This window comes from Caldisericum exile AZM16c01 (assembly GCF_000284335.1).
Taxonomy (GTDB): Bacteria; Caldisericota; Caldisericia; order Caldisericales; family Caldisericaceae; genus Caldisericum; species Caldisericum exile.
The window spans coordinates 855,387-880,908 of record NC_017096.1 but is presented as its reverse complement, the minus strand read 5'-3'; the positions used below and the strand labels follow the sequence as shown (position 1 = coordinate 880,908).

General features: G+C 34.3%; 29 protein-coding genes, 2 tRNA genes and 1 other RNA gene. 23 read left to right on the top strand and 9 right to left on the bottom strand.

The window, feature by feature from the left end; genetic code table 11:
- Window positions 1–66: 66 nt before the first annotated feature.
- A complete protein-coding gene (locus tag CSE_RS04340) occupies window positions 67–1,269 on the bottom strand; it encodes a BMP family ABC transporter substrate-binding protein (protein WP_014453426.1) in 1,203 nt (400 codons plus the stop codon).
- 108 nt (window positions 1,270–1,377) lie between these two features.
- On the opposite strand from CSE_RS04340, the gene CSE_RS04335 reads away from it, so the two are divergent.
- The gene (locus tag CSE_RS04335; RefSeq protein WP_014453425.1) at window positions 1,378–2,634 is read left to right on the top strand and encodes a threonine synthase; all 1,257 of its coding nucleotides are present in this window, start codon (window positions 1,378–1,380) and stop codon (window positions 2,632–2,634) included.
- Here the strand turns inward: CSE_RS04335 and CSE_RS04330 are convergent.
- Together CSE_RS04330 and rpsU are read right to left on the bottom strand one after the other, a co-directional pair.
- Window positions 2,617–2,871: a hypothetical protein gene (locus tag CSE_RS04330; protein ID WP_014453424.1), complete on the bottom strand. Its 255-nt coding sequence runs from the start codon at window positions 2,869–2,871 to the stop codon at window positions 2,617–2,619. The two genes, CSE_RS04335 and CSE_RS04330, sit on opposite strands and share 18 nt — an antisense overlap.
- A gap of 52 nt (window positions 2,872–2,923) precedes the next feature.
- A complete protein-coding gene (gene rpsU, locus CSE_RS04325) occupies window positions 2,924–3,085 on the bottom strand; it encodes a 30S ribosomal protein S21 (protein ID WP_014453423.1) in 162 nt (53 codons plus the stop codon).
- A gap of 175 nt (window positions 3,086–3,260) precedes the next feature.
- Between rpsU and CSE_RS04320 the strand changes: the two genes are divergently transcribed.
- The 18 genes from CSE_RS04320 (at window position 3,261) to ssrA (ending at window position 14,999) form a co-directional block, all read left to right on the top strand.
- Window positions 3,261–4,499 carry a DUF438 domain-containing protein gene (locus tag CSE_RS04320; RefSeq protein WP_014453422.1) on the top strand — a complete coding sequence of 413 codons (1,239 nt, stop codon included), beginning with the start codon at window positions 3,261–3,263 and terminating at the stop codon, window positions 4,497–4,499.
- A 10-nt stretch (window positions 4,500–4,509) separates the two neighbouring features.
- Entirely contained in the window at window positions 4,510–4,815 is a 306-nt protein-coding gene (locus CSE_RS04315; protein WP_014453421.1) for a metal-sulfur cluster assembly factor, read from the top strand.
- Window positions 4,812–5,966 carry a cysteine desulfurase family protein gene (locus CSE_RS04310; RefSeq protein ID WP_014453420.1) on the top strand — a complete coding sequence of 385 codons (1,155 nt, stop codon included), beginning with the start codon at window positions 4,812–4,814 and terminating at the stop codon, window positions 5,964–5,966. Before CSE_RS04315 ends, CSE_RS04310 begins: the two co-directional genes overlap by 4 nt.
- A gap of 1 nt (window position 5,967) precedes the next feature.
- Window positions 5,968–6,603 carry an iron-sulfur cluster assembly scaffold protein gene (locus CSE_RS04305; protein WP_014453419.1) on the top strand — a complete coding sequence of 212 codons (636 nt, stop codon included), beginning with the start codon at window positions 5,968–5,970 and terminating at the stop codon, window positions 6,601–6,603.
- A 3-nt stretch (window positions 6,604–6,606) separates the two neighbouring features.
- Window positions 6,607–6,831, top strand: coding sequence for a MoaD/ThiS family protein (locus tag CSE_RS04300; protein WP_014453418.1), 225 nt, complete (start codon window positions 6,607–6,609; stop codon window positions 6,829–6,831).
- Window positions 6,832–7,005 (top strand): YHS domain-containing protein, encoded by a 174-nt coding sequence (locus CSE_RS08140; RefSeq protein ID WP_014453417.1) that lies wholly within the window; start codon window positions 6,832–6,834, stop codon window positions 7,003–7,005.
- On the top strand, window positions 7,006–7,770 hold the full coding sequence (locus tag CSE_RS04295; protein WP_014453416.1) for a HesA/MoeB/ThiF family protein: 765 nt from the start codon (window positions 7,006–7,008) through the stop codon (window positions 7,768–7,770).
- Window positions 7,771–7,827: 57 nt separating this feature from the next.
- Complete coding sequence (locus CSE_RS04290) at window positions 7,828–8,331, top strand: rubrerythrin family protein (protein WP_014453415.1); 504 nt, start codon at window positions 7,828–7,830, stop codon at window positions 8,329–8,331.
- 16 nt (window positions 8,332–8,347) lie between these two features.
- On the top strand, window positions 8,348–8,506 hold the full coding sequence (rd, locus tag CSE_RS04285) for a rubredoxin (RefSeq protein ID WP_014453414.1): 159 nt from the start codon (window positions 8,348–8,350) through the stop codon (window positions 8,504–8,506).
- Between the two features lies 1 nt (window position 8,507).
- Window positions 8,508–8,921, top strand: a complete 414-nt coding sequence (locus tag CSE_RS04280) for a ferritin family protein (protein WP_014453413.1) — start codon at window positions 8,508–8,510, stop codon at window positions 8,919–8,921.
- A gap of 130 nt (window positions 8,922–9,051) precedes the next feature.
- Window positions 9,052–10,722, top strand: a complete 1,671-nt coding sequence (locus CSE_RS04275) for an IS1634 family transposase (RefSeq protein WP_014452655.1) — start codon at window positions 9,052–9,054, stop codon at window positions 10,720–10,722.
- 79 nt (window positions 10,723–10,801) lie between these two features.
- On the top strand, window positions 10,802–10,897 hold the full coding sequence (locus tag CSE_RS08300) for a rubredoxin (RefSeq protein ID WP_083836372.1): 96 nt from the start codon (window positions 10,802–10,804) through the stop codon (window positions 10,895–10,897).
- A 1-nt stretch (window position 10,898) separates the two neighbouring features.
- Window positions 10,899–11,387, top strand: coding sequence for a ferritin family protein (locus tag CSE_RS04270; RefSeq protein ID WP_014453412.1), 489 nt, complete (start codon window positions 10,899–10,901; stop codon window positions 11,385–11,387).
- Window positions 11,388–11,405: 18 nt separating this feature from the next.
- Window positions 11,406–12,620, top strand: a complete 1,215-nt coding sequence (locus CSE_RS04265; RefSeq protein ID WP_014453411.1) for an NAD(P)/FAD-dependent oxidoreductase — start codon at window positions 11,406–11,408, stop codon at window positions 12,618–12,620.
- A gap of 64 nt (window positions 12,621–12,684) precedes the next feature.
- Entirely contained in the window at window positions 12,685–13,869 is a 1,185-nt protein-coding gene (locus tag CSE_RS04260; protein WP_014453410.1) for an iron-containing alcohol dehydrogenase, read from the top strand.
- A 58-nt stretch (window positions 13,870–13,927) separates the two neighbouring features.
- Window positions 13,928–14,004: transfer RNA gene (locus tag CSE_RS04255), tRNA-Ile, on the top strand.
- Between the two features lie 5 nt (window positions 14,005–14,009).
- Window positions 14,010–14,084, top strand: a tRNA-Ala gene (locus CSE_RS04250).
- Between the two features lie 563 nt (window positions 14,085–14,647).
- Window positions 14,648–14,999, top strand: a transfer-messenger RNA (tmRNA) gene (gene ssrA, locus CSE_RS08100).
- 5 nt (window positions 15,000–15,004) lie between these two features.
- On the opposite strand, the gene CSE_RS04245 is transcribed toward ssrA, so the two are convergent.
- Window positions 15,005–15,406 (bottom strand): hypothetical protein, encoded by a 402-nt coding sequence (locus CSE_RS04245; RefSeq protein ID WP_014453409.1) that lies wholly within the window; start codon window positions 15,404–15,406, stop codon window positions 15,005–15,007.
- Window positions 15,407–15,428: 22 nt separating this feature from the next.
- On the bottom strand, window positions 15,429–16,064 hold the full coding sequence (locus tag CSE_RS04240) for an HAD family hydrolase (RefSeq protein ID WP_014453408.1): 636 nt from the start codon (window positions 16,062–16,064) through the stop codon (window positions 15,429–15,431).
- A 54-nt stretch (window positions 16,065–16,118) separates the two neighbouring features.
- On the opposite strand from CSE_RS04240, the gene CSE_RS04235 reads away from it, so the two are divergent.
- Both CSE_RS04235 and CSE_RS08295 read left to right on the top strand, forming a co-directional pair.
- The gene (locus CSE_RS04235) at window positions 16,119–19,106 is read left to right on the top strand and encodes a S8 family serine peptidase (RefSeq protein ID WP_083836371.1); all 2,988 of its coding nucleotides are present in this window, start codon (window positions 16,119–16,121) and stop codon (window positions 19,104–19,106) included.
- 9 nt (window positions 19,107–19,115) lie between these two features.
- Window positions 19,116–22,304, top strand: coding sequence for a stalk domain-containing protein (locus CSE_RS08295; protein ID WP_014453406.1), 3,189 nt, complete (start codon window positions 19,116–19,118; stop codon window positions 22,302–22,304).
- A 3-nt stretch (window positions 22,305–22,307) separates the two neighbouring features.
- Here CSE_RS08295 and CSE_RS04225 read toward each other — a convergent pair whose 3' ends face one another.
- The 3 genes from CSE_RS04225 to CSE_RS04215 are packed head-to-tail and all read right to left on the bottom strand — an operon-like array spanning window position 22,308 to window position 23,750.
- Window positions 22,308–22,706, bottom strand: coding sequence for a ribonuclease HI family protein (locus CSE_RS04225; RefSeq protein WP_014453405.1), 399 nt, complete (start codon window positions 22,704–22,706; stop codon window positions 22,308–22,310).
- Entirely contained in the window at window positions 22,699–23,247 is a 549-nt protein-coding gene (locus tag CSE_RS04220) for a macro domain-containing protein (protein WP_014453404.1), read from the bottom strand. The genes CSE_RS04225 and CSE_RS04220 overlap by 8 nt, the downstream gene beginning before the upstream one ends.
- Window positions 23,244–23,750 carry a type 1 glutamine amidotransferase domain-containing protein gene (locus CSE_RS04215; protein ID WP_014453403.1) on the bottom strand — a complete coding sequence of 169 codons (507 nt, stop codon included), beginning with the start codon at window positions 23,748–23,750 and terminating at the stop codon, window positions 23,244–23,246. Before CSE_RS04215 ends, CSE_RS04220 begins: the two co-directional genes overlap by 4 nt.
- Window positions 23,751–23,828: 78 nt before the next feature.
- On the opposite strand from CSE_RS04215, the gene CSE_RS04210 reads away from it, so the two are divergent.
- Window positions 23,829–24,635, top strand: a complete 807-nt coding sequence (locus CSE_RS04210; protein WP_014453402.1) for an undecaprenyl-diphosphate phosphatase — start codon at window positions 23,829–23,831, stop codon at window positions 24,633–24,635.
- Between the two features lie 9 nt (window positions 24,636–24,644).
- On the top strand, window positions 24,645–25,064 hold the full coding sequence (locus CSE_RS04205) for a universal stress protein (RefSeq protein ID WP_014453401.1): 420 nt from the start codon (window positions 24,645–24,647) through the stop codon (window positions 25,062–25,064).
- Here CSE_RS04205 and CSE_RS04200 read toward each other — a convergent pair.
- The gene (locus CSE_RS04200; RefSeq protein ID WP_014453400.1) at window positions 25,056–25,514 is read right to left on the bottom strand and encodes a RidA family protein; all 459 of its coding nucleotides are present in this window, start codon (window positions 25,512–25,514) and stop codon (window positions 25,056–25,058) included. The genes CSE_RS04205 and CSE_RS04200 overlap by 9 nt on opposite strands.
- Between the last annotated feature and the right edge of the window lie 8 nt (window positions 25,515–25,522).

The following is a 25,522-nucleotide window of genomic DNA, read 5'->3' as shown; positions in this document are numbered from 1 at the left end:
TCACCTCACTTAATTTAATTGAAGGGGGGAATAAATCCCCCCAAGTTGTTTACTTGTTATTTCTATTTATTTCGGGATTTCTCCTACAACGTTATCAACAAACCAATCGATACTCCAAAGAGTATCGTGTGATGCTCTTTCTCCTGGTTTAAGCCTTAAAGTTCCCTTTTGATCATAGATTGGGCCTGTAAACGGATCGAATAGTACTGTAGGTTCGCTCATTTGTTCTTTTCTCTTCATAACGAGGTCATAGATACTAATTTTTCCAAAGATCGGATCGTTTACGAATTTTGCTTTAAGTGCATCTACAAATTTCGGATTAATTGGTGTATTCATATCTGCACCAACTATGCATGATCCTTCTTTCATTAGCCACCAGTAATCTTGGTTGGTCCAAGTATTCGTGTAAACTCTTCTTATAATATCTTCATAGATTGGTTCCCAGTCTGCAAGTTGTCCAGAAACAACTGTATCAGGACCATATTGAAGCATTGGGCTATAGTGTGAGAATGTGTAAATTTGTTGTCCCTTCTTCGTATGTTCCTCTCCAACATCGATAACAGCTGTCGAGTCTTCAGTAAAGGCTAACGCATCAACACCTTCGGAAATTAGTGATTCTGCTGCTTCCTTTGCCTTTGCAGGATCATACCAAGAGAAAAGCCACCTAACATATACCTTAGCTTTGGGATTTGCTTCTTTTACGCCAATTGCGAATGCGTTAATGTGTCTTACAACCTCAGGTATTGGATGGGCAGCAACGTAACCTACTTTATTGCTTTTTGTTAACGCACCAGCCATAAGACCTGTTAAGTAGTATGCTTGGTAGAGTTCTGAGAAGTATGTTCCAAGATTAGTATCTCTTTTGTAACCTGAGCAGTGTTCAAATATTACATTCGGGTATTTCTTTGCTGCTTCTGCAGTTGCATCCATGTAACCAAAACTGGTTGTGAAGATGATGTTGCACTTTTCCTCATTTACCAACCTGTCAATGTAACGTCCCGCATCAGTTTCTGGAACTGATTCAATGTAGACAGTTTTAAGCCATGGGAATTTCTTTTCAAGTTGTTTCCTTGCTTCGTCATGTGCGGCAGTCCATCCATAGTCTCCCGTAGGTCCGACATAGATGAAACCAGCCTTAATAGTCTTCTCTTGAGTTTGAGTTTGTGTAGTTGTTTGAGATGTTTGTTGAGGCTGACATGAGACAGCAGTAAATACAAGCATTAGCATAACTAATGCAACAACTAGTGTTTTTAATTTGTTTTTTAACATACTTCACCTCCTTTAATGTATTTTATTAAAATTGCTTAAAAATTGCAATAGATTTATGAAGAATTTTTAAGATTGAATATAATAAGAAAAAGAGAAAGGAGCGTTGATATGGGTCATGTTAAAAGACTTAAGTGTTTAGTTTGCGGGACAGAATACGATGAAAACGAGGTAATGTACACTTGTCCCAAGTGTGGAGATAATGGATTGCTTGAAGTTGAATATGACTACGAATCTATAAAAAGAGAATTTACTAAAGAGTATCTTTCAAATAATAAAAGTTACTCATTATGGCGATATTTGCCTCTACTTCCAATTAATGATCCTTCAAAAATTGCGCCTCTCCAAGTTGGATTTACCCCTCTTTATCAGGTTCCCAGAATTCGGGAGGATTTAGGAGTTTCAAACCTTTTCGTTAAAGATGATGGCAGAAACCCTACCGCCTCTTTGAAGGATAGAGCTTCTGCAATAGTAGTTAGCAAGGCTCAAGAATTAGGCAAAACTGAAATTACTTGTGCATCTACCGGAAATGCTGCTTCTTCTCTTGCAGGAGCAACTGCGTCGCTTGGATTGAAGTCTTATATTTTTGTTCCTAAAAATGCTCCAAAAGCCAAATTAACTCAACTTTTAGTGTTCGGAGCAACTGTCTTTGCAGTTAATGGCACTTATGATGAAGCATTTGATCTTTCAATAAAAGCAACGAGAGAATTTGGATGGTACAATAGAAACACAGGTTTTAATCCATATACTGTTGAAGGTAAGAAAACCGTTGCACTTGAAATTGCAGAGCAGTTAAGTTTCGATGTTCCAAATTATGTTTTTGTATCCGTTGGGGATGGGAATATTATTTCAGGAGTTTATAAAGGATTTTTTGATTTGTTGAACCTTGGCTTTATAGATAGGATGCCTAAGATAGTTGCAGTCCAGGCGGAAGGTTGTTCTCCAGTTGTAGATGCTGTAAATGGGGATGGTATAATAAAACCTGTTGTGCCAAACACGATTGCAGATAGTATATCAGTTGGTATTCCTCGATCTGGAATCATGGCTGTTAAATACATTAAAAACTCGAATGGATTTGGAATAAAAGTTAGTGACGAAGAAATTCTAAAAGCAATAAAATATCTTGGAACTATGAGTGGTATTTTTGCTGAACCTGCCGCTTCTACTTCATTTGCAGGGTATTTAAAAGCTCTTAAGGAAGGTCTTATCAAAGGAAGTGATAAAGTAGTTGTTATTATCACCGGCAACGGCTTAAAGGATATTGATAGTGCCATGAAATCTGTCAAAGAACCGATTTATATCGATCCAACTATTGAAGATGTAAAGAGAAAAGTAATGGAAATAAACGAATTATTCCGAAGAAGGTGATATCACTACAATCATCTCTTTTTTGATTAGAATAAAATCTCTTTTTTCGACTATTTGATTAGAGTTAATGGCACGAATTTCAGCGTTAACTACAGGCAAAAATTGTATATCTTTTAAAAACTTATTCAACGCATCAGAAAAGCGCATGTTAGCAGGGACATAAATGAAACCTTTAATAACAAATGCATCTGTTAATATTGTAACTTCGGTTTTTTTAGTGTTTGGATTAATCGCCATTTTTATCCCCCAAAACAAATAAAGGCAGGGTAAAGCCTGCCTTTAAGTTTTTTTACTTTTTCTTTGCTTCTTTTTGTTTTTTTCTTACGCTTGGCGGAACATAATAGCGTCTTTTTTTAATTTCCGCGTAAATTCCATCCTTTGCGCATTCCCTTCTAAATCTTTTTAGCATGTCCTCTAGGGACTCATTTTGTCTTCTGTGTACTTCTGCCACTGGTTTTCTCCTAACAAATCGTTAGGATAATCGCCTCCTTTCACAATTTTCTCATTACAAGTTTACAGAATTTTGAATTATTGTCAAGAATTTTTACTAAAATTTCTAAAAATTCTTTGAATTTTCTCTTGCAAAATATTACTTTAATGGTTATAATTTATCAGAGGTGAGAAGAATGAGTGAGTTTATACAAAACAATTTAAGTAGAGAGGAAAGACTAAATTTAATGAGGAATCTTCTTATTGATATGGATAAAGGTTTAATTTCCCCTCAAGAGGTGAAAGAACGTTTTAAAAAAATTCTTGAAAATGTGCATCCTGCAGAAATAGCGATAATAGAGAATACACTTATTGTCCAAGATCATTTTCCACAAGAGAAAATCCATAAGCTATGTGATGTTCATATAGATATATTTAGGGAATCTCTTGAAAACGAAGAAATAAAAGTTCAGCCAGGGCATCCACTGTATATTCTATATGATGAGCACAAAAAAATATCGTTCGTTTTAGGAAAAGTTATGAGTATTGCGTCCAAGATTGAAAGCCTGAATAATAAAGAAGAAGTAATAAAAGTATTACTAGAAAATTTTGAAGTGTTTGATGCCTTATTAGATCTTGAAAACCACATGGTTAGGGAAGAAAATGCACTATTTCCGTTTTTGGAAAGGCATGATGTTGTTCAGCCTCCTCAGATTCTCTGGAATGAACATGATTCAGTTCGTGCAAGACTTAAAGATTTGAAAAAATACTTAGAGAAGGCCAGCAATTTGGAAGAGGCAGATTTAAAAGAAATACCGAATCTTTTGAAATACATTGTGGATCTCAAAACATCTCACATCTATAAGGAAAACAAAATTTTATTTCCAACTGCAATCGACAGACTTAATGAAGAAGAATGGAATAAAGTTTTAGAAAGTATGAGCGAGATAGGATATGCAAAGTTTACAGACAGAAATCTTATTCCGGAAGTTATTGAGTCTCAGGATAGATATGGTAAGCAAGAGGATAGGTATGTTTATCTTGGTTCTGGAAAATTCACACTAGATGAATTAAATGCATTTTTTGAGGCGCTCCCGTTCGAAGTTACATTTATCAATAAAGATGATATAGTTCAATTCTTTAATAGAGGTGAAAAAAGGATTTTTGTACGCACAAAGTCAGTATTGGGAAGAAGCGTACAAAATTGCCACCCACCTAAAAGCGTACATATAGTAAATAAGATTTTAGAGGATTTTAAAAGTGGGAAGCGTGATCTTGCAGAATTTTGGATAAATTTGCAAGGACGACTAATATATATTAGGTATTTTGCGGTGCGTGATACAAACGGAAATTATCTTGGAACACTTGAAGTAACGCAAGATGTTACTGATATTAAAAAATTAGAAGGAGAGAAAAGAATTTACTCGGAAGAGTAAGGAGGAAAAAATGGTTTCAAGAGAAGAAATAATTAATGCATTAAAAAATGTTTATGATCCTGAGATTCCCATTAACATTGTTGATCTCGGACTTATCTACAAACTTGATGTAGACGAAGAAAATGGAATTGTAAAGGTTCTAATGACAATGACTGCTCCTGGATGCCCTATGGGAAATTACATAATGAATGATGTTGAAATGGTTTTAAGATCTCTTGATGGGGTGAAAGACGTCCAAATTGAACTTACATATGATCCACCGTGGACACCTGACATGATGAGCGAAGAAGCTAAAAAGGAGTTAGGTTATTTATGATTTATTTTGATAATGCGAGTTCCACAAAGCCCGATCCTGCTGTAGTGGATGAAATGTGTGAATTTACAAGCGAGTATTATGCAATTCCTTCTTCAATTTTTTCACACACTTTGGGTTTACAAGTTGCCGATAAAATTCAAGAAGCAAGAGATTATATAGCACATAAGTTAGGCGTTTCGGGAAATGAAATTATTTTTACTTCTTCTGGAACAAAAGCAAACAACCTTGCCATAAAAGGCTATGCCTTTGCAAATAAAGATAAAGGTAAGCATATTATTGCTTCAAAGATTGAGCACATTTCGGTTTTAGAAACTGTTAAAAAACTTGCCTTATCTGGTTTTAATGTTTCATATGTTGGTGTTGATGAAAAAGGTTTTGTTGATATTGATGAATTAAGAAAGGCAATACGTAATGACACTATTTTAGTTTCAATTCAACTTGCAAATCACGAAGTTGGAACTATCCAAAACATTGAAGAAATTGCAAAAATTGTAAAAGAAAAGGGTATTATTCTGCATGTTGATGCTGCAATTGCAGTTCCATATGTTCCTGTTGATTTATCCAAATGTCAGATTGATATGCTAACTATATCTCCTCATAAGTTCTATGGTCCAAAGGGCATAGGAATTTTATTCGTAAGAAATGGAACAAAGCTTGAAAAACTAATTGATGGTGGATTTAACGAATTTAATATAAGGGCAGGACACGAAAATACACCTGCAATAATTGGCGCAAAGAAAGCCTTTGAATTGTGGAGCGAGAATATTACTGACTATCTAAGAGATCTAAAAGTTTACTTGTACGAGAAATTGATGCACGAAATTTCAGATGTTCAACTTAATGGAACTCTTGATAACTCGCTTCCGCATATTTTGAATGTTACATTTAAATATATTGAAGGTGAATCTATTGCTTTAAGGCTTGACTTTGAAGGTATTGGTGTAACAACAGGATCTGCTTGCTACAGCAGAAATTTGCAAGCAAGTCATGTGCTACTTTCGATGGGCAAAAGTCATGAAGATTCTCATGGTTCAATAAGATTCTCGTTATCTAAATATAACACAAAAGAAGAAATAGATTATACAGTTGTAAAGCTAAAGGAGATTGTAGAAGACTTACGAAGAATAAGTCCACTCTTAGGAGGAAATTAAAATGCCAATTCCATATACAAAATTAGTTATCGAACACTTTAAAAATCCGCACAATGTTGGAGAAATCCCTGATGCGGATGTAAAAGTCACCGAAGGAAGTCCTGCATGTGGTGACATGATTACACTTTATCTTAAAATTGACCCTGAAACTCAAAGAATTGTTGATGTAAAATTTAAATCTTATGGTTGTGCTTCGAATATTGCAACTGCCTCAATTATTACAGATTTAGTCAAAGGAAAAACAGTCGAGGAAGCAAAAAAAATAACATGGAAAGATGCAGCAGAGGCTTTAGGTGGACTTCCTCCAGTAAAGGTTCACTGCTCAGTTCTTGCAGCAGATGCATTGCACTCTGCAGTGGAACTCTATCTTGAAAAAAATGGTTTGATTAAAGAAAATGAACCTACAACAGTTGATAAGGTATACGAACGCTTATCTCATGTTATGAATCCTGAAACTGGCATTGATGTTGTTAAGTCGAAAATTGTAAAGTCCGTGGTTGTGGATTCCGGTATTGTTGAAATAACGTTAAATATTCCTAAAACTTCTCAGTTTGCAGATAATATAAAAGAAGAAATAGAAGAAAGACTTCAATATCTTTGGGACATTAGGGAGGTAAGAATCTTGTTTAAGGAGTAGGTTATGACTGTCAAGGTTAAACTTTATGGTGATTATTTAAAGTACGGTCCTGAAGAAACTTATATAAATATAGAGGATAACTCAACAGTTGAGGATGTTTTAAACAAATTTGGCATAGAAGAAAGAAAATATATTATAGTTTTAGTTAATCTTAAAAGAGCGTGGTTTGATGATAAGTTGAACGAAGGTGATGTAGTAAGTGTATTTTCACCAGTAGGAGGTGGGTAAATGGTGCAAGATCCTGTTTGTAAAATGATTATGGAGAAAAACGAAGCGCGTCAAAAAGTTGAATATAAAGGCGAGATTTACTATTTTTGTTCGGAGGAATGCAAAGAAGAGTTTTTAAAAAATCCAGAAAAATATCTTAAGAGACCTAATAGGATAGAAAATTCGGGGTGTTAAGTGTTATCAAAGGAAGAATTAGAAAGATACGATAGGCACATAAGAATTGATAAAATTGGCCTTGAAGGACAAAAAAAACTTAGAGACTCTAATGTGTTGGTTGTAGGTGCTGGAGGTCTTGGGAGTCCAATACTTATGTATCTTGCATCTATTGGGGTTGGAAGAGTTGGAATTGTTGATGGTGATATTGTTACGTTGAGCAACCTTAACAGACAAATTTTATATAACACCGATGACTTGGGAAAGAAAAAAGCACTTATTGCTATGGAAAAAATAAAAAAGTTAAACCCGTATCTAGTTATTGAGGCATACGATACTTGGCTTACGGATGAAAGTATTACAAGAAGAATTTTTAAAAAATACGACGCAGTAATTGATGCAACTGATAACTATGAAACTCGTTATTTAATAAATAAAATTGCGGTTGAGTTAAACAAACCTCTTTTTATAGGAGCTGTAGGAAGATTTGTAGGACAGGTTATGGTTGTCATTCCTTACGAAACTGCATGTTTCAATTGCATTTTCCCTGAAAGAGACAAGGAAATTCTGTTCAAACTAACTGTAGAAAACCGTAACCAAGGTATTATTGGAACAACTGTGGGCATTACTGGAACTTTGGTTGCAAATGAATTCATTAAGTATATATTGGGTATTGGCAGTGTATTGAAGAATAAATTACTTTTAATTGATGGGTTAACTAACGAATTTTCAATAATAAATTTAGAAAAGGATCCGAATTGTAAGATTTGTAGTAAAAAAGAATAATAAATTTATGCTATAATATAATAGCTAAATTTTAATCATTTGAAAGGAGGAACGATTATGAGACAAATGACTGAAAGAAGTTTACGAGAGGCTTTTGCAGGTGAGTCACAAGCACACATGAGGTATCTAATCTTCGCAGAACAAGCAGAAAAGGAAGGGCTACACGATGTAGCAAGGCTATTTAGGGCAATTGCATTTGCTGAGCAGGTACATGCTACAAATCACTTCAAAGCTTTGATGGATCTTAAAAAAACCTCCGAGAACCTTCAAACAGCATGGGGTGGAGAAAACTTTGAAATTGAAGAGATGTATCCGGCGTATAATGCTATAGCAACATTACAAGATGAGAAAGAAGCAGAAAGATCGATCCATTTTGCATTGTCTGCTGAAAAAATCCACAGAGAGCTTTATGCAAATACCAAGGAAATGATTGATAAGGGTGAAGAAGTTAAATTTGATAAAATCTATATTTGTCCCGTTTGTGGATACACTGTTATTGGCGAAGCGCCAGAACAGTGCCCAATTTGTGGTGCACCGAAGAGTGCTTTTAAAGAATTTTAAAAAATAGGAGGCAAAAATGAAAAAGTACAAATGTATGGTTTGTGGGTACATTTATGACCCGACAGTAGGTGATGACACTCAGGACATTCCTCCAGGAACGCCTTTTGAAGACTTACCTGAAGATTGGACTTGCCCGGTGTGTGGTGCAACAAAAGATCAATTTGAGGAGATGTAATATGAGTGATGTTTTGGAAGTGCTTAAAGCCGCAATGGAAGTTGAACTTAATGGCATAAATTTGTATAAAGTTGCAGCAGAGAAAACGGATGATAAGCAGGCAAGAGAGGTATTTCTCTTTCTTGCAAGTGAGGAAGGGAAACATTACAAATACCTGAAAGATTTGCACGATGCAATAAAAGACAAAAAAGAAATTGAAGTTAATATCCCAAAACCAAGCATATCTTTTAGAAGAATTTTTTCTGAGGATTTTTTAAACAATCTAAAGGGTAAGAATTTTGAATTTTCAGCTATTTCAACGGGAATGATTTTGGAGAAGAATTCAATTCTCTTTTATAAAGAGCAAGCAGAAAAAGCTAATGATGCAAAGGTTAGATATCTTTTCCTGACTTTATCACTTACTCTTCATTTTTGAGTATTTTTATCTAAAGAATGTAGTATTTATGTAGCTGTAATTTTTTGTTTTTTAAAATTGTAGTAGCAATATTTTATCATTTATTTCTTGTTTTTGCTTGCATTTTTTAATATTTATGATACAATAGGATATGTTTGTAAAAGTTACTAAGTCTGGAAAGCATAAGTATGTCTCCATAGTCTCGGCATACAGAGACAAAGAAAAAAGTATCATAAAGCACAAGGTGATCCTTAACCTTGGTAGATTAGATATGATTGAGAACAACCCAATGTTTGGAAGATTAGGCCTTCGCCTTGCAGAACTATCAAAGTTTAAGGATATGATTGACCTGAATACGGTAAAAGGTGGAAATGTCGTTAATACTGGCTATGCTGTCTACAAGAAACTCTGGGATAACTATGGATTAAATAAACTGCTTAATGATATGAGAGAGAAAACAAATATCCAGTTTGACTTAAACACTTCTATCTTCTTAATGGCAGCAGAACACCTTATGAATCCAAAGAGTAAGCTTGGAACATACAACAATCAACTGCACTATGCTAATCTTCCTTCTGTAGGATTAAACCACCTCTATCGTTCCCTTGACATACTATCAGAGCATAAAGAAACAATTGAAGATTACCTTTTTAACAAACAGAAGAGCCTATTCAATATGAATGTTGATGTTGTCTTCTATGATGCAACAACATTCAGGTTTGAAAGCGTAAAGAAGGATACATTAAGAGACTTTGGATTCAGCAAAGAAAATAGGGTTAATGAAGTGCAGGTTGTCTTAGGACTGCTCATTGATATGGTTGGTCGGCCAATAGGATATGAACTCTTTCCTGGCAATACCTTTGAAGGTAAGACACTTGAGTCGTCCCTTGATAAACTCAGTGGAAGGTTTGGCATACGCAGGGTAATCATCGTTGCAGACAGAGGGCTAAATTCAAAGCTCAACTTAAAGAAAATCAAAGATAAAGGGTATGATTACATTGTTTCATCACGCATAAAGAGCATGAAGAAGGATGTGCAGGAAAGTATCCTGAATGAAGAGGGGTACGTCACAATAAAAGGGAAAGATACCCTTAACCTCAATTCAGCCGATTCAAGCCAAGATGAAGAAACCTTCAGATACAAGCTGCTTGATTATGTAAATACTGTAAGAGATACAGATAACAAACTGTATGACCTCAAAGAGAAGCTCCTTGTAACTTATTCTCCCTTGAGAGCTCAAAAGGATAGAGAGGATAGGCAGAGGTTGATTGATAAAGGAGTAAAATTTCTTGATAACCCTTCTGCTATCAGTGGAAGCTTGAAGCGTGGAGGAAGAAAATACCTCAAGGAGACAAACAAGCTGAACTGGGAATTGGATAAAAATGCAATGTCAAGGGATGAGATGTTTGATGGATACTATGCAATAGAGGTAAGCAAGACTGATATGAATGTAAATGACATTCTTGATGCACACCATGCTCTATGGAAGATAGAAGAATCATTCAGGATAATGAAGAGTACGTTGGAGGTTAGGCCAATCTTCCACTGGACCGAAAAAAGAATCAAAGGCCACTTTGTTGTTTGTTTCCTCTCTTTCCTTCTTGAAAGAACGCTTGAACTAACACTTAAAGAGAATAATATCAAAGCATCACCTGAAAGAATCAAAGAAGCACTCAACTTAATGAATCTTACAGAATTTAGTGCAGAAGGACATTCATTCTATCTTAAAACAAAGTGGGATGAGCTTGGTAACAAGATTCTTAAAATACTTCATATTAAACCTCCAAAAAACATTACTCCCTTTGAAGAGTTAAGAATCTAATCAGAACAAAAAGATCAAACAGAAGTTTGTAGTAGCAAAATGAAGGTTTTTAAAAATTAATTCTTAGGATTTATGCGGGTTGGTTCAAGGTCAACTGATAAAGTCGGGAGACTTACCTGAAGATTGGACTTGCCCGGTGTGTGGTGCAACAAAAGATCAATTTGAGGAGATGTAATATGAGTGATGTTTTGGAAGTGCTTAAAGCCGCAATGGAAGTTGAACTTAATGGCATAAATTTGTATAAAGTTGCAGCAGAGAAAACGGATGATAAGCAGGCAAGAGAGGTATTTCTCTTTCTTGCAAGTGAGGAAGGGAAACATTACAAATACCTGAAAGATTTGCACGATGCAATAAAAGACAAAAAAGAAATTGAAGTTAATATCCCAAAACCAAGCATATCTTTTAGAAGAATTTTTTCTGAGGATTTTTTAAACAATCTAAAGGGTAAGAATTTTGAATTTTCAGCTATTTCAACGGGAATGATTTTGGAGAAGAATTCAATTCTCTTTTATAAAGAGCAAGCAGAAAAAGCTAATGATGCAAAGGTTAGATATCTTTTTGAAGAACTTATGAAGTGGGAAGAAGAACATTTGAACATGCTCACAAACGAATATAACGATTTGAAAGAAAGATTCTGGCAGGTAAATGATTTCTCGCCTTTTTAAACTGGAAGGTGATAGAACGTGATTTATGCAATTATAGGTTTAGGAGTTGCTGGGATTACTGCAGCAAAGACAATCAGACAACTTGATCCTAAAGGTGAAATACATATTTTTTCCGAAGAACAAACTCTTTACTATCCAAGACCTAAACTCTTTGAGGTTATTAGAGAAGAGATCAAAGCTAGGGATCTTTACTTCTATGATTCAATGTGGTACGAGGAGAGAGATTTGAAACTCCATCTCGGAGTTAAAGTAAGAAAAATCGATCCAAAGGAACATCTCCTTCTTCTTGACATGGGTGGAAGTGTAGCCTATGATAAGCTATTGATTGCTAATGGAGCCTCTTGTTTTGTACCTCAAATAGAAGGCGTGTACAATGAAGGTGTATTTACTTTAAGGAATCTTAACGATGCGTTTAAAATAAGGAGACATTCTTTTATTATAGGTAATGGAAAACCAGTTGTAGTTATTGGTGGTGGAGTTTTGGGATTGGAGGCGGCCTATTCTTTTCTTAAAAATAAGTTAAAACCAGTAGTAATTGAGGGTGGTCCCTACCTCCTTCCAAGGCAACTTGATGAGGAAGGTGCAAAAATTCTCAAAGGTATATTGATGAGTTGGGGAATAGGTATTTTAGAAAATGCAAAAACAGAAAGAATTATAGGAAATGGAAACGTAGAAAAAGTAATTTTGGCTGACGGCACCGTTGTCCCTGCAGAAATGGTTCTTCTTTCAACAGGTGTTAAACCAAATACTTCACTTCTTGAGCTTTCGAACCTCCCATTCAATAGAGGTGCTCTTGTTAACTCTTACATGCAGGTTTCTGAGGATATCTTTGCAGCGGGTGATATTGCAGAATTTAACGGTATAGTATATGGAATAATTCCACCTGCGATTGAACAAGCAACAATCGCTGCAACAAATATGGTTAAAGATGGGTCAATAGAGTATAAAGGGTCCGTTCCCTCTAATACTTTGAAGGTTGTTGGACTTGATCTTACTTCGGTAGGTCTTGTAAATCCTAAAGAAGAAGGTTTTGAAGTTATAAGGGCAAGCGATGAATCTTCGGGAAAATATCGGAAGATTGTCCTTAAAGATAACAAAGTTGTGGGAGTAATTATTCTTGGTATTAAAGAAGCAAACATCGCAACTAAACTTGTTTCAAAGCAAGTTGATGTCACCCAGTATAAAAATAAACTAAGTGATATCAACTTTTCCCTTAAAGAAATTAGTGCGTAATAAAATTTGCAATTTTCAATAAAGGGGGCTAATAGCCCCCTCAATCTTTTACAGGAGGTAAAATATGGATAACTTTGTATTACATATACCAACAAAAGTAGTATTTGGAAAAGGTGAATTTAACTCGTTAGGAAAGTATGCAAGAGAACTCGGAACGAAGGCACTTGTTGTTACGGGAAGACGTTTTGCAAAAGAGTCTGGATTACTTGATAAAGCACTTAAACAATTAGATGAAGTAGGTATTAAATATGTTGTGTATTCAGAAATAGAACCAAATCCAGAATCAAAGACAGTTGATAAAGGCGGTGAAGTTGCAAGAAATGAAAATGTTGATTTTATCATTGCAATAGGTGGTGGAAGCGTAATAGATGCAGCAAAAGGAATTGCCATTGTTGCAAAAACTGGTAATGGAATTTGGGATTATCTTGAAAGACCACCAAAAAAGAGAGTAATGAGTGATGTGCTGCCGATTTTGTCTGTGGTTACTGTTGCAGCTACAGGATCAGAACTTGATGGTGCTGCAGTTATAACAAATACAGACACAAGACACAAAAGAGGAATAATGTCTCCTTTCTTATACCCAAAAATTTCAATTGTTGACCCACTTCTTACAATTTCTATACCTCAAAAGCAAACTATTGATGGTGTTGTGGATATGTTTACTCATATTCTTGAAGGTTATTTATCCTCAAAAGTATATGCACCCGTTTCAGATGCAATTTCAGAAGCATTAATGAAGGAAGCAATACATTTTGGCGAGATAGCTTACGAAAACCCAAATGATGTCAATGCAAGAGAATCTCTTTCCTGGATATCATCACTTGCTCTTTCTCAAATTCCTTCTGCGGGACGATCAGGCCCTTTCCCAATACATAGACTTGAGCATCCTATTTCAGGACTTTATGGAATATCTCATGGCCGTGGCCTTGCAATTTTGCTTCCAGCATTCCTGTATATAACAAAAGATATTCACGAAGAAAGACTAAAGAAGCTTGGGAAAGCCATATTTTCAACAGACTCACCAACTAAAACAATCGAAAGAATTGTTCATTATCTTAAAAAAGTTGATGCTTTTGAATCACTTAAAAAATATGCTGTTAGAAGAGAAGATCTCGATAAATTTGCAAAAATGGCTTTTGAAGATGAAGGAAAAGACGTTATTCTCGCACGTGCGCCGCTAACTACGGACGTTGTTTTAAAAATTTATGAACTTGCTTATGATTACAAAGATTTATTTAAAAATGCTTAACAAGAATAATGCAAACTCTTGACAAAAAAGAATAAATTTATTAGAATATACATCGTAAGGGCTTCTAGCTCAGTAGGTTAGAGCGCGTCCCTGATAAGGACGAGGTCTCTGGTTCGAGTCCAGAGAAGCCCACCATCGGTGGGGATGTAGCTCAGCGGTAGAGCACATGGTTTGCATCCATGGGGTCAGGGGTTCAAATCCCCTCATCTCCACCAGTTTATTTTAATAGAATTTCTGTTCGTAAGTTAATCCTCTCAACAGTATTTATACAAAGAATTAAAACGCTACTTATTATATCAATATCAATTCCTCTACACCGCTTTTGATAAAACTGAAAAATATGTTAAAGAAAAAACTACAAAGAGAATTAATCAGTGGTCTTAGTTTTCTTTGAAATACAAAACAAAATCACCTCAAAATACCTTTCCGTATAAAGAAAAGTAGTTTGTCAAATAAAAATTCTTAGGAGAGTTTTATGAACATCATAAAAAGAAACATATCAAATAAAAAGAATCATAACTTTATTTATCCAAAATCTCGAAGAACTTTTTAATTACTAAAAACCAAATTCTTTTTAGAAGAAGTTATAGTGAATCTCTAATCAGGAAATGAAATATTATAAGAAAAATTCATAGACCTAAATCTCCTACTTATTACCACATACAAGTTTAAAAAGTTTGAAACAATGGATTATATTTTAAAAGTGTTAAATGCATGGAAATCATGCAAGTACTACAAAAAAGTTAAAATTTGTTATAATATAATAGGCGTTTAAAATGGGGGCGCTGGGGCTCGACGGATAGGTAAGGTATACTGGAGCAGGCGGAGGATAGCGGTTGGCCTCCTAAAAAATCCGCTAAAAAATAAACGCCGATTACAGTTATGCATTAGCAGCATAAGATAATGCTGCCGTCTTGCAAGATCTTTGCTCATGGGATTTGCAAGACGTCGGGACATGAGCCCCTTGTGTTAGGTTGTCCGAGCCTAATTCAAGGGTAATAACTCGGACTATGCGCTCTGAGTCCTGCCATTTGGAAGCAGAGCGTGAAAAACAAAAAAATGGCTAAGCCTGTAGCTGCCAGTATAGATTACCTACTCGGACGCGGGTTCGACTCCCGCCGCCTCCACCAATTTTTTAGATAATTTTTTCGATTTTCCGTTTCTCTTCGATAGCCTTTTTCTCTTCTTCTAAGGATGGTGCAAGACCAACAAAATCAATAACTGGAACAACAAACATAATTCCAGTCCCAGGCTCTTTAAAATCATTTAATTCTTCTTTTACAACACGTTGTGCTTCTCTAAGAGTTTTTTCCTCTTTTATTACAGTAAAAATTGTTTTGTTTTCTGGATATCTACCACTTCCAACGTTAAAAATTTCAAGAAGAGTCGAAAAAGTTGAGACTTCAGGTTCAAGTGTTCTTCCCATTCCGATTGAGTCAATAATTGTTGCTCCTCTTACATCGACTTCGATAAACCTCTCAAGAATACGATTAATCTTTTCTGTTTTGTTAAGTACAACTACTAGAAGATAAGCCATTTTTTTAACCTCCTTTAGTATTCTAATTTTTTTCTAATAATTTTTCAAGTTCGAAATAATTACTAAATTTCGTGTATGGATAATCAACAGTAATTTTCTTTGAAGGAATTATATAGCATTTTATTTTGGCGTTTTTGGCTGTTAGTACATCTTGGTCTGCATCGCCAATCAACGCAACTTCATCTCTTTTTGTTCCGGTTTCTTGTAAAATGATACTTACAGTTCCTGGATCTGGTTTAAAATAAGGCAAACTATCGAATCCGTAAATTTTTTCAAATTTTTCTTTTATATTAAATCTCTCAAGCACTTTTAACATCGGCTTTAAATTTTTGTTTGAAAGAATTATCTTTCTGTGTGTATCTTTTTCAATAAATGCTAAAACATCGTCAATTGGCTTAGAAAATTCACCTGAATGTTCCTCATAATATTTAAGAACATTCAGATATACAGTAGAAGTTTCTTCATCCTTTAATTCAGGAAATGACCTTATTACAGTATTTAGAAGTCCGTCCCCAGTGTAATTCCATATTACTTCTTTATCTAATATTTCCATTCCAAGTTTTCTTCTAACATGGTTAATTGCATTTGCTATGTCTAAAGACGTATCAAAAAGAGTTCCATCAAAGTCAAAAATTAATAGATTTATTTTATTTTTCATTTCAACATATTATAATTTGCTTTGGCTTACCTGTCAAAAGGTATATAATAGAATATGAAGAAATTGGATATGTCGTTAAAAAAATTATTTTCGATTATTCTAATAATTTGTTTATTGTTTGGTGTTTTTGGAAAAGCGCAAGCAAATAACACTGTTGTCACTAAAAAACACTTTGATGAAAATAGGTTTTATAACGCAATTATTGTTTTTAAAGATCCTACAGTTCTTGACTATCAAAACAGTTTTTCTTATAAACTACTCTCGTTCCTTAAAATTGATGCACTCACAAGTTTTGAAAACTCGGTAAATAGTAAACATGAAAATTACAAAAGAGCTTTTGAAAGATTGGGACTAAAACCGTCTTACGATTTTTCTTACGTTCTTAATGGGATTAGCGTTAAAGGAAGCGGTAAATTGCTTAATGAGGTTTTAAATTACGACTTTATAAAAAATATATATGAAGAAAAAACATATTCATTAGAAAGAGAGATAACCAGTAAAGTTATTAAAGCAGATCTTGTAAGTAGTAAGAAGGATCAGCTAGGAAATTATATAACTGGGAATAACATAAAAATTGGGATAATAGATACAGGTGTTGATTATACCCACAAAGAATTAGGTGGCGGAAAATTTCCCAATTTAAAAGTTGTTGGAGGCTATGATTTTGCGGACAATGACCCGGATCCTATGGATTATGATGGGCATGGTACCCATGTTGCAGGAATTGCAGCAGGTTCTGAAAAGGGAATAGCGAAAAATGCAAAGATTTATGCATATAAGGTTTTTTCTAAAAATAGTACGACGACAACAAGTTCTCTCATAATTAAGGCTCTCGATCAAGCAGTGAAAGATAAGTGTAATGTTGTTAACATTTCTATTGGTATTCAAAATGGAGGGGCCACTTCTGATGATCCAGAATCTGATGCTGTACGAAGGGCAGTTGGTTCTGGAGTAGTGGTCGTTGCTGCGGCCGGAAACAACGGCGTTCCGGGAGAGTTTTTTGACTATCCAATAAGCTCTCCTGGATCAGTTGATCTTGCTATAGGAGTTGGTGCTACTTCCGACGGAATTACTGGAGTAATAAATTGCAGCGGTAAAAGTATACTTGCTCAATATCCAAACGAATCTCCAGATTTTAAAGAGGGCACATACCAGATGGTTTATTGCGGTTTAGGAAGAAAAGAAGATTTTCAAGGTGTCGATGTTAAAGGAAAAATTGCTTTGATTGAAAGAGGGCAAATTTATTTTGGTGATAAGGATCTTAATGCAAAAGATGCAGGAGCAATTGGCGTGATTGTTTACAATAACGTAAGCGGTATGCCTAAAATCACTTTAGTCTCCCAGAATAATCCTTCAAGAAATGATTTTATACCTTTCCTTTTTGTGTCATTTACTGACGGAAAATTTTTGAAAGACCACACTAATGAAAACATAAATATTACTAACGAGTACGGACTCGGGTTAATTGCTGAATTTTCTTCTTCTGGTCCTACTAATGATTTTTATCTAAAACCCGATTTGGTTGCACCAGGTGTAAACCTAACTTCTACATATTTAAACAATTCCTATATGGAAATGAGTGGAACTTCTATGGCATCTCCCGTGGTTGCAGGATCAGTCGCGTTGGTAAAACAGGCAAAGCCAAATCTTACTCCTCAAGACATAAAATCACTGATAATGAACACTTCTGATATTTTATATAATCCTGCCTCATCACGACCTTTTCCACCAACATTGCAAGGTGCAGGAAGAGTCAATGTTTTCAATGCAGTTAATTCAAATGCCATTGTTTATCCTTCTTCTTTAATATTCGGTAATGGAGTCCAAACAAAAACTTTTAACTTAACTATACAGAATTTTTCAGATACTACAAAAACCTTTTCCACAAGTATCTTAAACGCATCAAATGATACAATCAGTATTAATATACCTTCTACAATAACTGTTAGTGGGAATTCGAGAGTTACCTTTGATATAACATTAACAGCTTCTTCAGATGTTGTGAGTGCTTATGGTTTTGTTTTCTTCGATAGTGGTTTTGAAAAGTTGCATGTCCCTTATATGTTTCTTAAAGATAATAAGCCTAAAGACCCACTTTATAATGTTAAAATAACGAACAACAATTTATCGGCAAATGGAAGTACTACCATTTATTTTTCTGTTGGAGTTGGAAGTATAGGAACTGGTGAAAATTACAAATTTAGAGAAAATATTGCAGAAGAGGTAAAAGTTTCGATTATCGATTCTAAGGGTAATTTAATTAAGAACCTTTTTGATATTGCTCCTATTTATGTAGGTGATTATTCAGTGTCGTTTTCTCCATTTAATCCTTTGCAAGGTACATATATACTTGCTAATGGTATGTATTTTTATAAAGTTTCATACATTGAAGCAAATGATAATGAAAAAGGCAAAATTGTATATCCTGTTGTTGAAACCTATTCAAAAAGCGATAAATTTAAAGTTTCTAATGTAAATGTAACTTCTTCAATTACTCTGGTCTTACCGGATAACTATGCACCGCTTATGAACAAGGGCGATATGTTAACTGTCAATTTAAATGTGTCTGTAACTAAACCATTTAAAAATTTAAGTTTGGAATTGTATTTTGATTCTACTAAAATAAGTTTATTAGATGTGAGCTCTTCTTTTGATAACGTGACTGTTGATTTTAATAGAGAGAATCCTTCAAAGATTAGAATTACTTCTAATATCTCCTTAAACAACGCGAGCTTTACGCTCACATTTAAAGCAGTGGAAAACGGCAGTGGTTTCATAGAAATTTATAATCCTATTGCAGATTCAGGTGATATTTTTTATGCTAATAGTTTAAACTTTTTGGTTTCAGATTATGCAAAAATTGCCGATTTTAATGGTGACAAACGTGTTAATTCTTTAGATCTTTCTATTTTTAAGGCAACATTTGGGTTGAAGAGTGATGACCCAAAATTTGATTCACGTTGTGATTTAAACTTTGATGGGAGTGTTGATGAAAATGACTTTTTCATTTTTGCAAAACATTATGGAGAAGTTTATCCGTAAGGAGGATTAATGAAAAGAATTATTGCTGTGTTGGTAACTATTTCAATTATAATTTCGTTATTAACAGTGAGTAACGCAAAGGCATCAGTTATCGATGCAATTGTTCCCATACAAACTATAGGAATTCCGCAGGATGATTTTATAGGGAGTGCTACGTTAGCTGAAGTAAACTTTTTTGAGAATGATTTTGATACAAGATTCCTATTTCCCATGCAGGGAATGTCTGTAACAGATGACGGTTTGATTGCAGTGATTGATAATGCTTATGGAAGAATTCATGTTTTGACTCCTTTACTTCAAGAAAAGTTTTCTTTTGGCTCTCTTAAAGAATTTACATATCCAACTGATATTGCATACGCAAATAATTGTTTCTATATCGTAGATCCATTTAGAAGGGAATTAAGGCTTTACAATAAAGATGGGATTTTCTTAAAGAGCATAAAAAATGCGCAGTTTTCTTCTCCTATTGGAATTGCTGTAACGTCTTCAAATATTTTTGTATCTGACTATTTTTCGAATTCTATACTTAAGCTTGATATGAGCGGAAAAATAATAAGTTCTACAAATGTCCAAACTCCTTTAGGTTTAACATTAGATAAGGTTGGTAACATATGTGCAGTTTCAGGCAAGGATAGAAAAATTTATGTTTTTGATTCTTCTTTTAAACTTTTGAATGCATTTGGGGACGATGTGCTTTTATTTCCATCGGACCTTGCCGTGGATTCGAAGGGCTATATTTATGTTGTAGACAGGGGATTAGATAGTGGAGGAACAAACAGACCAAAAGTCGTGGTTTTCGATAATAATTACAAACTTGTTAATACATTTGGTAGCTTTTCAAGTAGTTTAACCTCAATTCCAGATGGTGCTTTTTTAACACCTTCTGGCATTGTTGTAAGTTCAACGAATTCAGTATATGTTTTTGATTCCGGTTATTTCTTTTATTTACAATCAAATTCTGATGCGCCTTTTGGGTATCCATTAGTTACAAGGCTTTCTGTATTTAATACTTCAGGCTATTTCATAAATAAAAAAGACTTTGTAAGAGATTCTAGCAAAGGGATTCTATTGAATCCGGTTGCCGCTTCCCTTGATGAGAATGGATATACGTGGGTATTGAATAAAGGAAACTTGGATCAAAGCGAAATTGTAAGATTTAGCCCAGATGGTAGTTTATCGCTTAGAATTACCAAGATAGGTTCTCAAATGCTACCATCTTTAACTTCTATATACGCCGACAAAAGAGGGAATTTGATCGTAATTGGTAATAATCAAATAATTCTCTATAGTACATCTGGGAGTTTCAAACAAAATGTCATTAATGCAAATTTTGGTTTACTTAAGAGAATTATTTTCAGTAATGGATATTATTGGGTTACATCTCAGGACAAAAATCTTGTTTTTAAACTTGATACAAACTTTAAAGTTGTTGGAAGTTTTGGTGTATGTAACAGTCCCTCAGGGATTGCTTTTAATTCAAAAGGTTATGCTTTTATTACCTCTTTAGAAGATAATAAGGTCCATGTATATGATGCAAATTTTAAAGAGATTTCATCGTTTGGGGGTCCTGGAAAGTCTAGCTTTAAATTGTATATTCCTGAGGATGTTGGGATAGATAAAGAAGGGAATGTGTATGTTACAAACACTGAAAATGGAAGGATTTCAGTTTTTACAAATTCTTTTGCGCCTCTTTTTGAAACTGATTCAAATTATTTAGGTTTGACCTCAATTGAAATAGTAGATTCGCATATCATTACATGCGATGCCTTTCATAATGTTGTGTGGATTTTTGAGGTAAAAAAACAATATCCTGATTACTCGTTTGCCTTGGGAGTTTCTCCGGAAGTAGCAGTTATTTCTCCCAAGGATTTTGTTAACATCTATTTTACAGTTTCGAATACAGGACTAAAAGCAGATTCTTATTCTTATACTGTGAGTCTAACAAATACCAATTCTTTTAAGTTTTCTTTAGTTGATTCAAATAGTAATTTTAGTCTGGCGCCGAATTCATCAAAGAGGATAAGGGTATTTATCGAAAGCAAAGAAACCGCAATAGAAGGCGATTCAACTCAAATTATTATTAAAGTTAACTCTACAAACGAAAAAATTTCAATCTCCTCTAATGCAACTGTTAAAATTGCAACAAATCTTAAGCCTTCTATATTTATTGATGATGTAAGCTCTAAGTTGGGAGAGAATGTTTCTGTTCCAGTTTATATAAAGAACGCTCAGGGCATAAGAGGAGTATCTTTTGATCTAAATTTTGATAAAAACAAAGTGGTATTTAATGGTTTTAATCTATCAGAAAGATTAACAAATTCGGTATTGCTCACAAACGCAAACGCTTTTGGAATTTCTGTTTTGATAGAATTTCCGAAAGATAGTTTCCTTTACAATTCAACACTTATAGGCTATCTTAGTTTCAAGAGTTTAGAAATAGGAAGTACTGTGCTCCAAATTTTGAATCCAAAATATGCAACAGTTACTGATGAAATTCAGGAATTTGATTTAATTTACCCCGGTGGAATTACTATAACGCCTAGCCTTTCTGTCAATATTCCTGACAACTTTACAACTCCAAATCAAACAATAATAATTTCTGGAAAAACAACACCTGACTGTGAAGTTTTCTTAAATGGTATATCAATAAGTGTTGCCTCAGATGGAAGTTTCTCATATAAATTAACGCTTTCAAGTTATACTCAGACTCTCATTATAACATCAAAGGCAAAAACAGGGGAAGAAACAACCTTGGTAAGAATTGTTAAATTTACTGGCAAATTGAAAATAACACTTGTCCTACAAATTAATAACCCCATTATGTATGTAAATGGAATACCTGAAGAAATTGATCCGGGAAGGGGAACAAGTCCTATTATCATTTCTGGATGGAATAGAACTGTTGTCCCAATTAGGGCTATTGTGGAGAAAATTGGAGGATCTGTCTTATGGGATGCAACAAACAAGAGAGTTTTGATTTCTGTAAATAATAAAGAAATAGATCTTCAAATCGGAAATAACGTTGCAAAGGTAGACGGAAAAGAAATTCAAATTGATCCATTTAACCCACTTGTAAAACCTTTAATTATAAACGATAGAACGATGGTACCACTGAGATTTGTAGCGGAACAAATCGGTTGTACGGTTACATGGGACGAGAAGGAAAAGAAAATAACCATAGAATATATAATGCCTTAAAACTTATTTAGGGCCTAAAATAAGTGTGCATAGATAGTCGGCAATCTTTATAAATTTTGTTTCACGAGCAACATGGACAAATGATACCGACTCAAATTCTTTCTCTAAGTTTTTAACTTCCTCATAGAGAGTAAACAAATCTTTAGACTTTACCTTATAGATTCCATTCAATTGAGATACTACAAGAAGAGAATCTGAGAAAAAACTTACAGATTTGAAATTTCTTCGTCTTGCTTCCTCCATACTTTTTAGGATTGCTTTATACTCGGCAACATTGTTAGTTGCAATTCCAATACTCTCACTCATTACGTAAATAATTTTCGCGTCAAGTACAAATACAGAGGAAATCGCTGATTCTCCAGGATTTCCCCTACTTGCTCCATCTGTATAGATTTCAAGCATTTAATAAAGCCTCTTTGAAAAGTTCAGGAATTTCTTTATCAATTCCAATCAGATGAATCTCACTAAATGTGCCTTTATTTTCTTTCAAGAATTTTAATATTTCATCAACGATAATTTTTGTACCCTTGTCTTTTGGAAAACCGAAAGTCCCACAACTAATTGCTGGCAGTGAAATTGTTGTAATTCCTTTTTCTTTTGCAATAGTAAGTGCGCTTTTCACTGCGCTTCGAAGTTTAGACTCTTCGTCTCCTTCTCCCCATTGAGGTCCGACTACATGAATTACATATTTTGCCTTTAATCTGTATCCTTTTGTTATTGCTGCACTTCCTACAGGAATTGGGCCATTCTTTCTAATAATTTCATTGCTTTCTTCTTGGATTTCTATACCACCTTTTTTCACTATAGCAAGGGCAACCCCACCACCGTGTGATAGATAAGAATTTGCAGCATTAACTATTGCATCGACGTTCTCTTCTGTAATATCACCTTGAATAACTTTTATAAAGGTACTTTCAAAGGAGGTAGAAAATATCTCCTTCATTTTTTCAAAAACTTTATTATCTCCTTCATGAAATCTGGCAAGTCATTTGGCCCTCTTGAAGTTATTAAATTATTGTCAACTACTACGCTTTGATCGACATATTTTGCACCTGCGTTTTTAACGTCATCCTTTATTGAATAAAAACAAGTCATTGTTACACCATTTACAATCTTGGCTGAGATAAGTACCCAACCAGCATGGCAAATTGCCCCAACTAATTTGTTTGACTCAAACATTTTCCTTACAAATGAAAGGATTTTTTCATTTCTTCTGAGTAGATCTGGAGCATAACCTCCTGGAATAACAACTCCGTCAAATTCATCAAAGTTTATTTCATCAATTGAGAAATCTGCTTTCATTTCCAGTCCAACTTTCGAGTGATAAACTTTTGCTTGAGGTCCGACAAGAATTGATTCAAATCCTTCTTCCTTTAGCCTGTAGTAAGGATAGATTAATTCGAACTCGTTAAAATTGTCTTCAATAAGAACCGCGATTTTTTTCATGGTTTCACCTCCACTAATATTATACTCTTGTGCTTCTTTTTTTAAAAGTTTTATGATAAAATTCGAATGGAGGTAAGCATGAATGGATTAAAAGAAGCAGTAATCCTTGGTATCATACAAGGCGCAACTGAATTTCTACCAGTAAGCTCTTCCGGCCATCTTGTTGTAATCCCTGCTCTTTTTCATTTACAAATGCCGAATCTTCCTTTTACAATGGGACTTCATGCAGGGACTTTGCTTGCATTAATTGTTTATTTTTATAGAGAGGTTTTGGGACTTTTTAAAGGATTTTTTGCCATTTTTAAGGTAAAAAGAAATTCTGAAGAAGAATTTTATTTGAAACTTTTACTTATGATTGTTGTTGCCGTAATTCCCGCAGGTATTGCAGGAGTACTGCTCTCTAAGAAAGTGGATCAGTTATTCTCAAACCCAAAAGCCGTTTCTTATATGTTTTTAATTACAGGAATATTTCTTGTCATTTCAAGTGTTTTTTCCGATAAAGCGAGGAAATCAATTAAAGAAATGGGTATTACCGATGCACTTATTGTTGGGATATTTCAAATCTTTGCACTTCCACCAGGTGTTTCTAGATCTGGTTCCACAATTACAGGCGGTATTATCTCGGAATTAAATAGAGAAAGTGCCTCAAAGTTTTCCTTTCTCGTTGCAATACCAGTAATTTTAGGTGCTGCACTGTTAGAGGTTAGGAGCAGTAGTCTTATTGGCTTTACGTTTAAAGATCTTGCTGTTGGATTTATAGTATCATTTATTGTTGGGCTTTTATCGTTGCTTGCATTCTTTCCTTTAATAAAGAAAACGAAGTTTTATGTTTTTGCGGTGTATTGCTTTGTTATTGGAATTATTGGCATATTTATTTTTAAATAGGAGGAATATATGATTGGTAAAGTAGTTTTTCCATTTGATTTTTCTAAGTTTAGCGAACAAGTTATTCCTTATATTTCCAAATTGAAAAATTTTGGCTTAAAAGAAGTTGTAGTTGTAAATGTCTTAGAATATGAAGAATTTACTTCAAGGAGTTCGTCAAAACTTGAAATCGAGGAATACAGAAAAAGAAATTTTGAAAGATTGAAATATGTAAAAGAAAACTTGGAAAAAGAAGGCTTTAAAGTAACTTTAAGAGTTGAGTTCGGAATCCCTTCAAAAGTTATTGTAACAACTTCCGAAGAAGAAAAAGCCAACTTAATAATAATAGCCTCAACTGGTGCTGGATTTACTCCAACGTTAATTGGAAGCACGGTTCAAAACGTAATAAGGTTATCAAAAATTCCGGTTCTGGTAATACCTTCAGTTTAATTCAATTATTCCCGCAACTTCAAGGCACGCACCCATTGGCAAAGAATTTACGGAAATGGCAATGCGTGTATGTTTACCTTTTTCTCCAAAAATACTTACAAGTAAATTTGAGACCTCATTCATTACTTTTGGTTGTTCTTCAAAATCCTCGGTAGAATTTACATAACCTTCAATTTTTACTATTTGTTTTATGCGTGAAAAATTTTGAGTTATTTCTTTTATATTTGCAAGTATTGAAAGGACGATTAGTTGGGCAGGTTTTTTAGCGTCTTCTAATTTTAAATCCTTGCCAAACTTTCCTTTTATTACAATTCCATTTTCTACTGGGATGACTCCTGAGAAAAAAAGCAGTTTAGAGTCAGTTGTAATAACTGGTACATAACTTCCAAGAGTCTTTAATGGCTTTGGTAACTCTAAACCAAGAGACTTTAAATTGTCTTCAATGCCCATAAAATACC

Excerpts from the sequence above, each read along its gene's own strand:
- CSE_RS04340 (WP_014453426.1), bottom strand. The coding sequence starts at position 1,269 with ATGTTAAAAAACAAATTAAAAACACTAGTTGTTGCATTAGTTATGCTA.
- CSE_RS04335 (WP_014453425.1), top strand. The coding sequence starts at position 1,378 with ATGGGTCATGTTAAAAGACTTAAGTGTTTAGTTTGCGGGACAGAATAC.
- CSE_RS04330 (WP_014453424.1), bottom strand. The coding sequence starts at position 2,871 with ATGGCGATTAATCCAAACACTAAAAAAACCGAAGTTACAATATTAACA.
- CSE_RS04320 (WP_014453422.1), top strand. The coding sequence starts at position 3,261 with ATGAGTGAGTTTATACAAAACAATTTAAGTAGAGAGGAAAGACTAAAT.
- CSE_RS04315 (WP_014453421.1), top strand. The coding sequence starts at position 4,510 with ATGGTTTCAAGAGAAGAAATAATTAATGCATTAAAAAATGTTTATGAT.
- CSE_RS04310 (WP_014453420.1), top strand. The coding sequence starts at position 4,812 with ATGATTTATTTTGATAATGCGAGTTCCACAAAGCCCGATCCTGCTGTA.
- CSE_RS04305 (WP_014453419.1), top strand. The coding sequence starts at position 5,968 with ATGCCAATTCCATATACAAAATTAGTTATCGAACACTTTAAAAATCCG.
- CSE_RS04300 (WP_014453418.1), top strand. The coding sequence starts at position 6,607 with ATGACTGTCAAGGTTAAACTTTATGGTGATTATTTAAAGTACGGTCCT.
- CSE_RS08140 (WP_014453417.1), top strand. The coding sequence starts at position 6,832 with ATGGTGCAAGATCCTGTTTGTAAAATGATTATGGAGAAAAACGAAGCG.
- CSE_RS04290 (WP_014453415.1), top strand. The coding sequence starts at position 7,828 with ATGAGACAAATGACTGAAAGAAGTTTACGAGAGGCTTTTGCAGGTGAG.
- rd (WP_014453414.1), top strand. The coding sequence starts at position 8,348 with ATGAAAAAGTACAAATGTATGGTTTGTGGGTACATTTATGACCCGACA.
- CSE_RS04280 (WP_014453413.1), top strand. The coding sequence starts at position 8,508 with ATGAGTGATGTTTTGGAAGTGCTTAAAGCCGCAATGGAAGTTGAACTT.
- CSE_RS04275 (WP_014452655.1), top strand. The coding sequence starts at position 9,052 with ATGTTTGTAAAAGTTACTAAGTCTGGAAAGCATAAGTATGTCTCCATA.
- CSE_RS04270 (WP_014453412.1), top strand. The coding sequence starts at position 10,899 with ATGAGTGATGTTTTGGAAGTGCTTAAAGCCGCAATGGAAGTTGAACTT.
- CSE_RS04260 (WP_014453410.1), top strand. The coding sequence starts at position 12,685 with ATGGATAACTTTGTATTACATATACCAACAAAAGTAGTATTTGGAAAA.
- CSE_RS04245 (WP_014453409.1), bottom strand. The coding sequence starts at position 15,406 with ATGGCTTATCTTCTAGTAGTTGTACTTAACAAAACAGAAAAGATTAAT.
- CSE_RS04240 (WP_014453408.1), bottom strand. The coding sequence starts at position 16,064 with ATGAAAAATAAAATAAATCTATTAATTTTTGACTTTGATGGAACTCTT.
- CSE_RS04235 (WP_083836371.1), top strand. The coding sequence starts at position 16,119 with ATGAAGAAATTGGATATGTCGTTAAAAAAATTATTTTCGATTATTCTA.
- CSE_RS08295 (WP_014453406.1), top strand. The coding sequence starts at position 19,116 with ATGAAAAGAATTATTGCTGTGTTGGTAACTATTTCAATTATAATTTCG.
- CSE_RS04225 (WP_014453405.1), bottom strand. The coding sequence starts at position 22,706 with ATGCTTGAAATCTATACAGATGGAGCAAGTAGGGGAAATCCTGGAGAA.
- CSE_RS04220 (WP_014453404.1), bottom strand. The coding sequence starts at position 23,247 with ATGAAGGAGATATTTTCTACCTCCTTTGAAAGTACCTTTATAAAAGTT.
- CSE_RS04215 (WP_014453403.1), bottom strand. The coding sequence starts at position 23,750 with ATGAAAAAAATCGCGGTTCTTATTGAAGACAATTTTAACGAGTTCGAA.
- CSE_RS04210 (WP_014453402.1), top strand. The coding sequence starts at position 23,829 with ATGAATGGATTAAAAGAAGCAGTAATCCTTGGTATCATACAAGGCGCA.
- CSE_RS04205 (WP_014453401.1), top strand. The coding sequence starts at position 24,645 with ATGATTGGTAAAGTAGTTTTTCCATTTGATTTTTCTAAGTTTAGCGAA.
- CSE_RS04200 (WP_014453400.1), bottom strand. The coding sequence starts at position 25,514 with ATGGGCATTGAAGACAATTTAAAGTCTCTTGGTTTAGAGTTACCAAAG.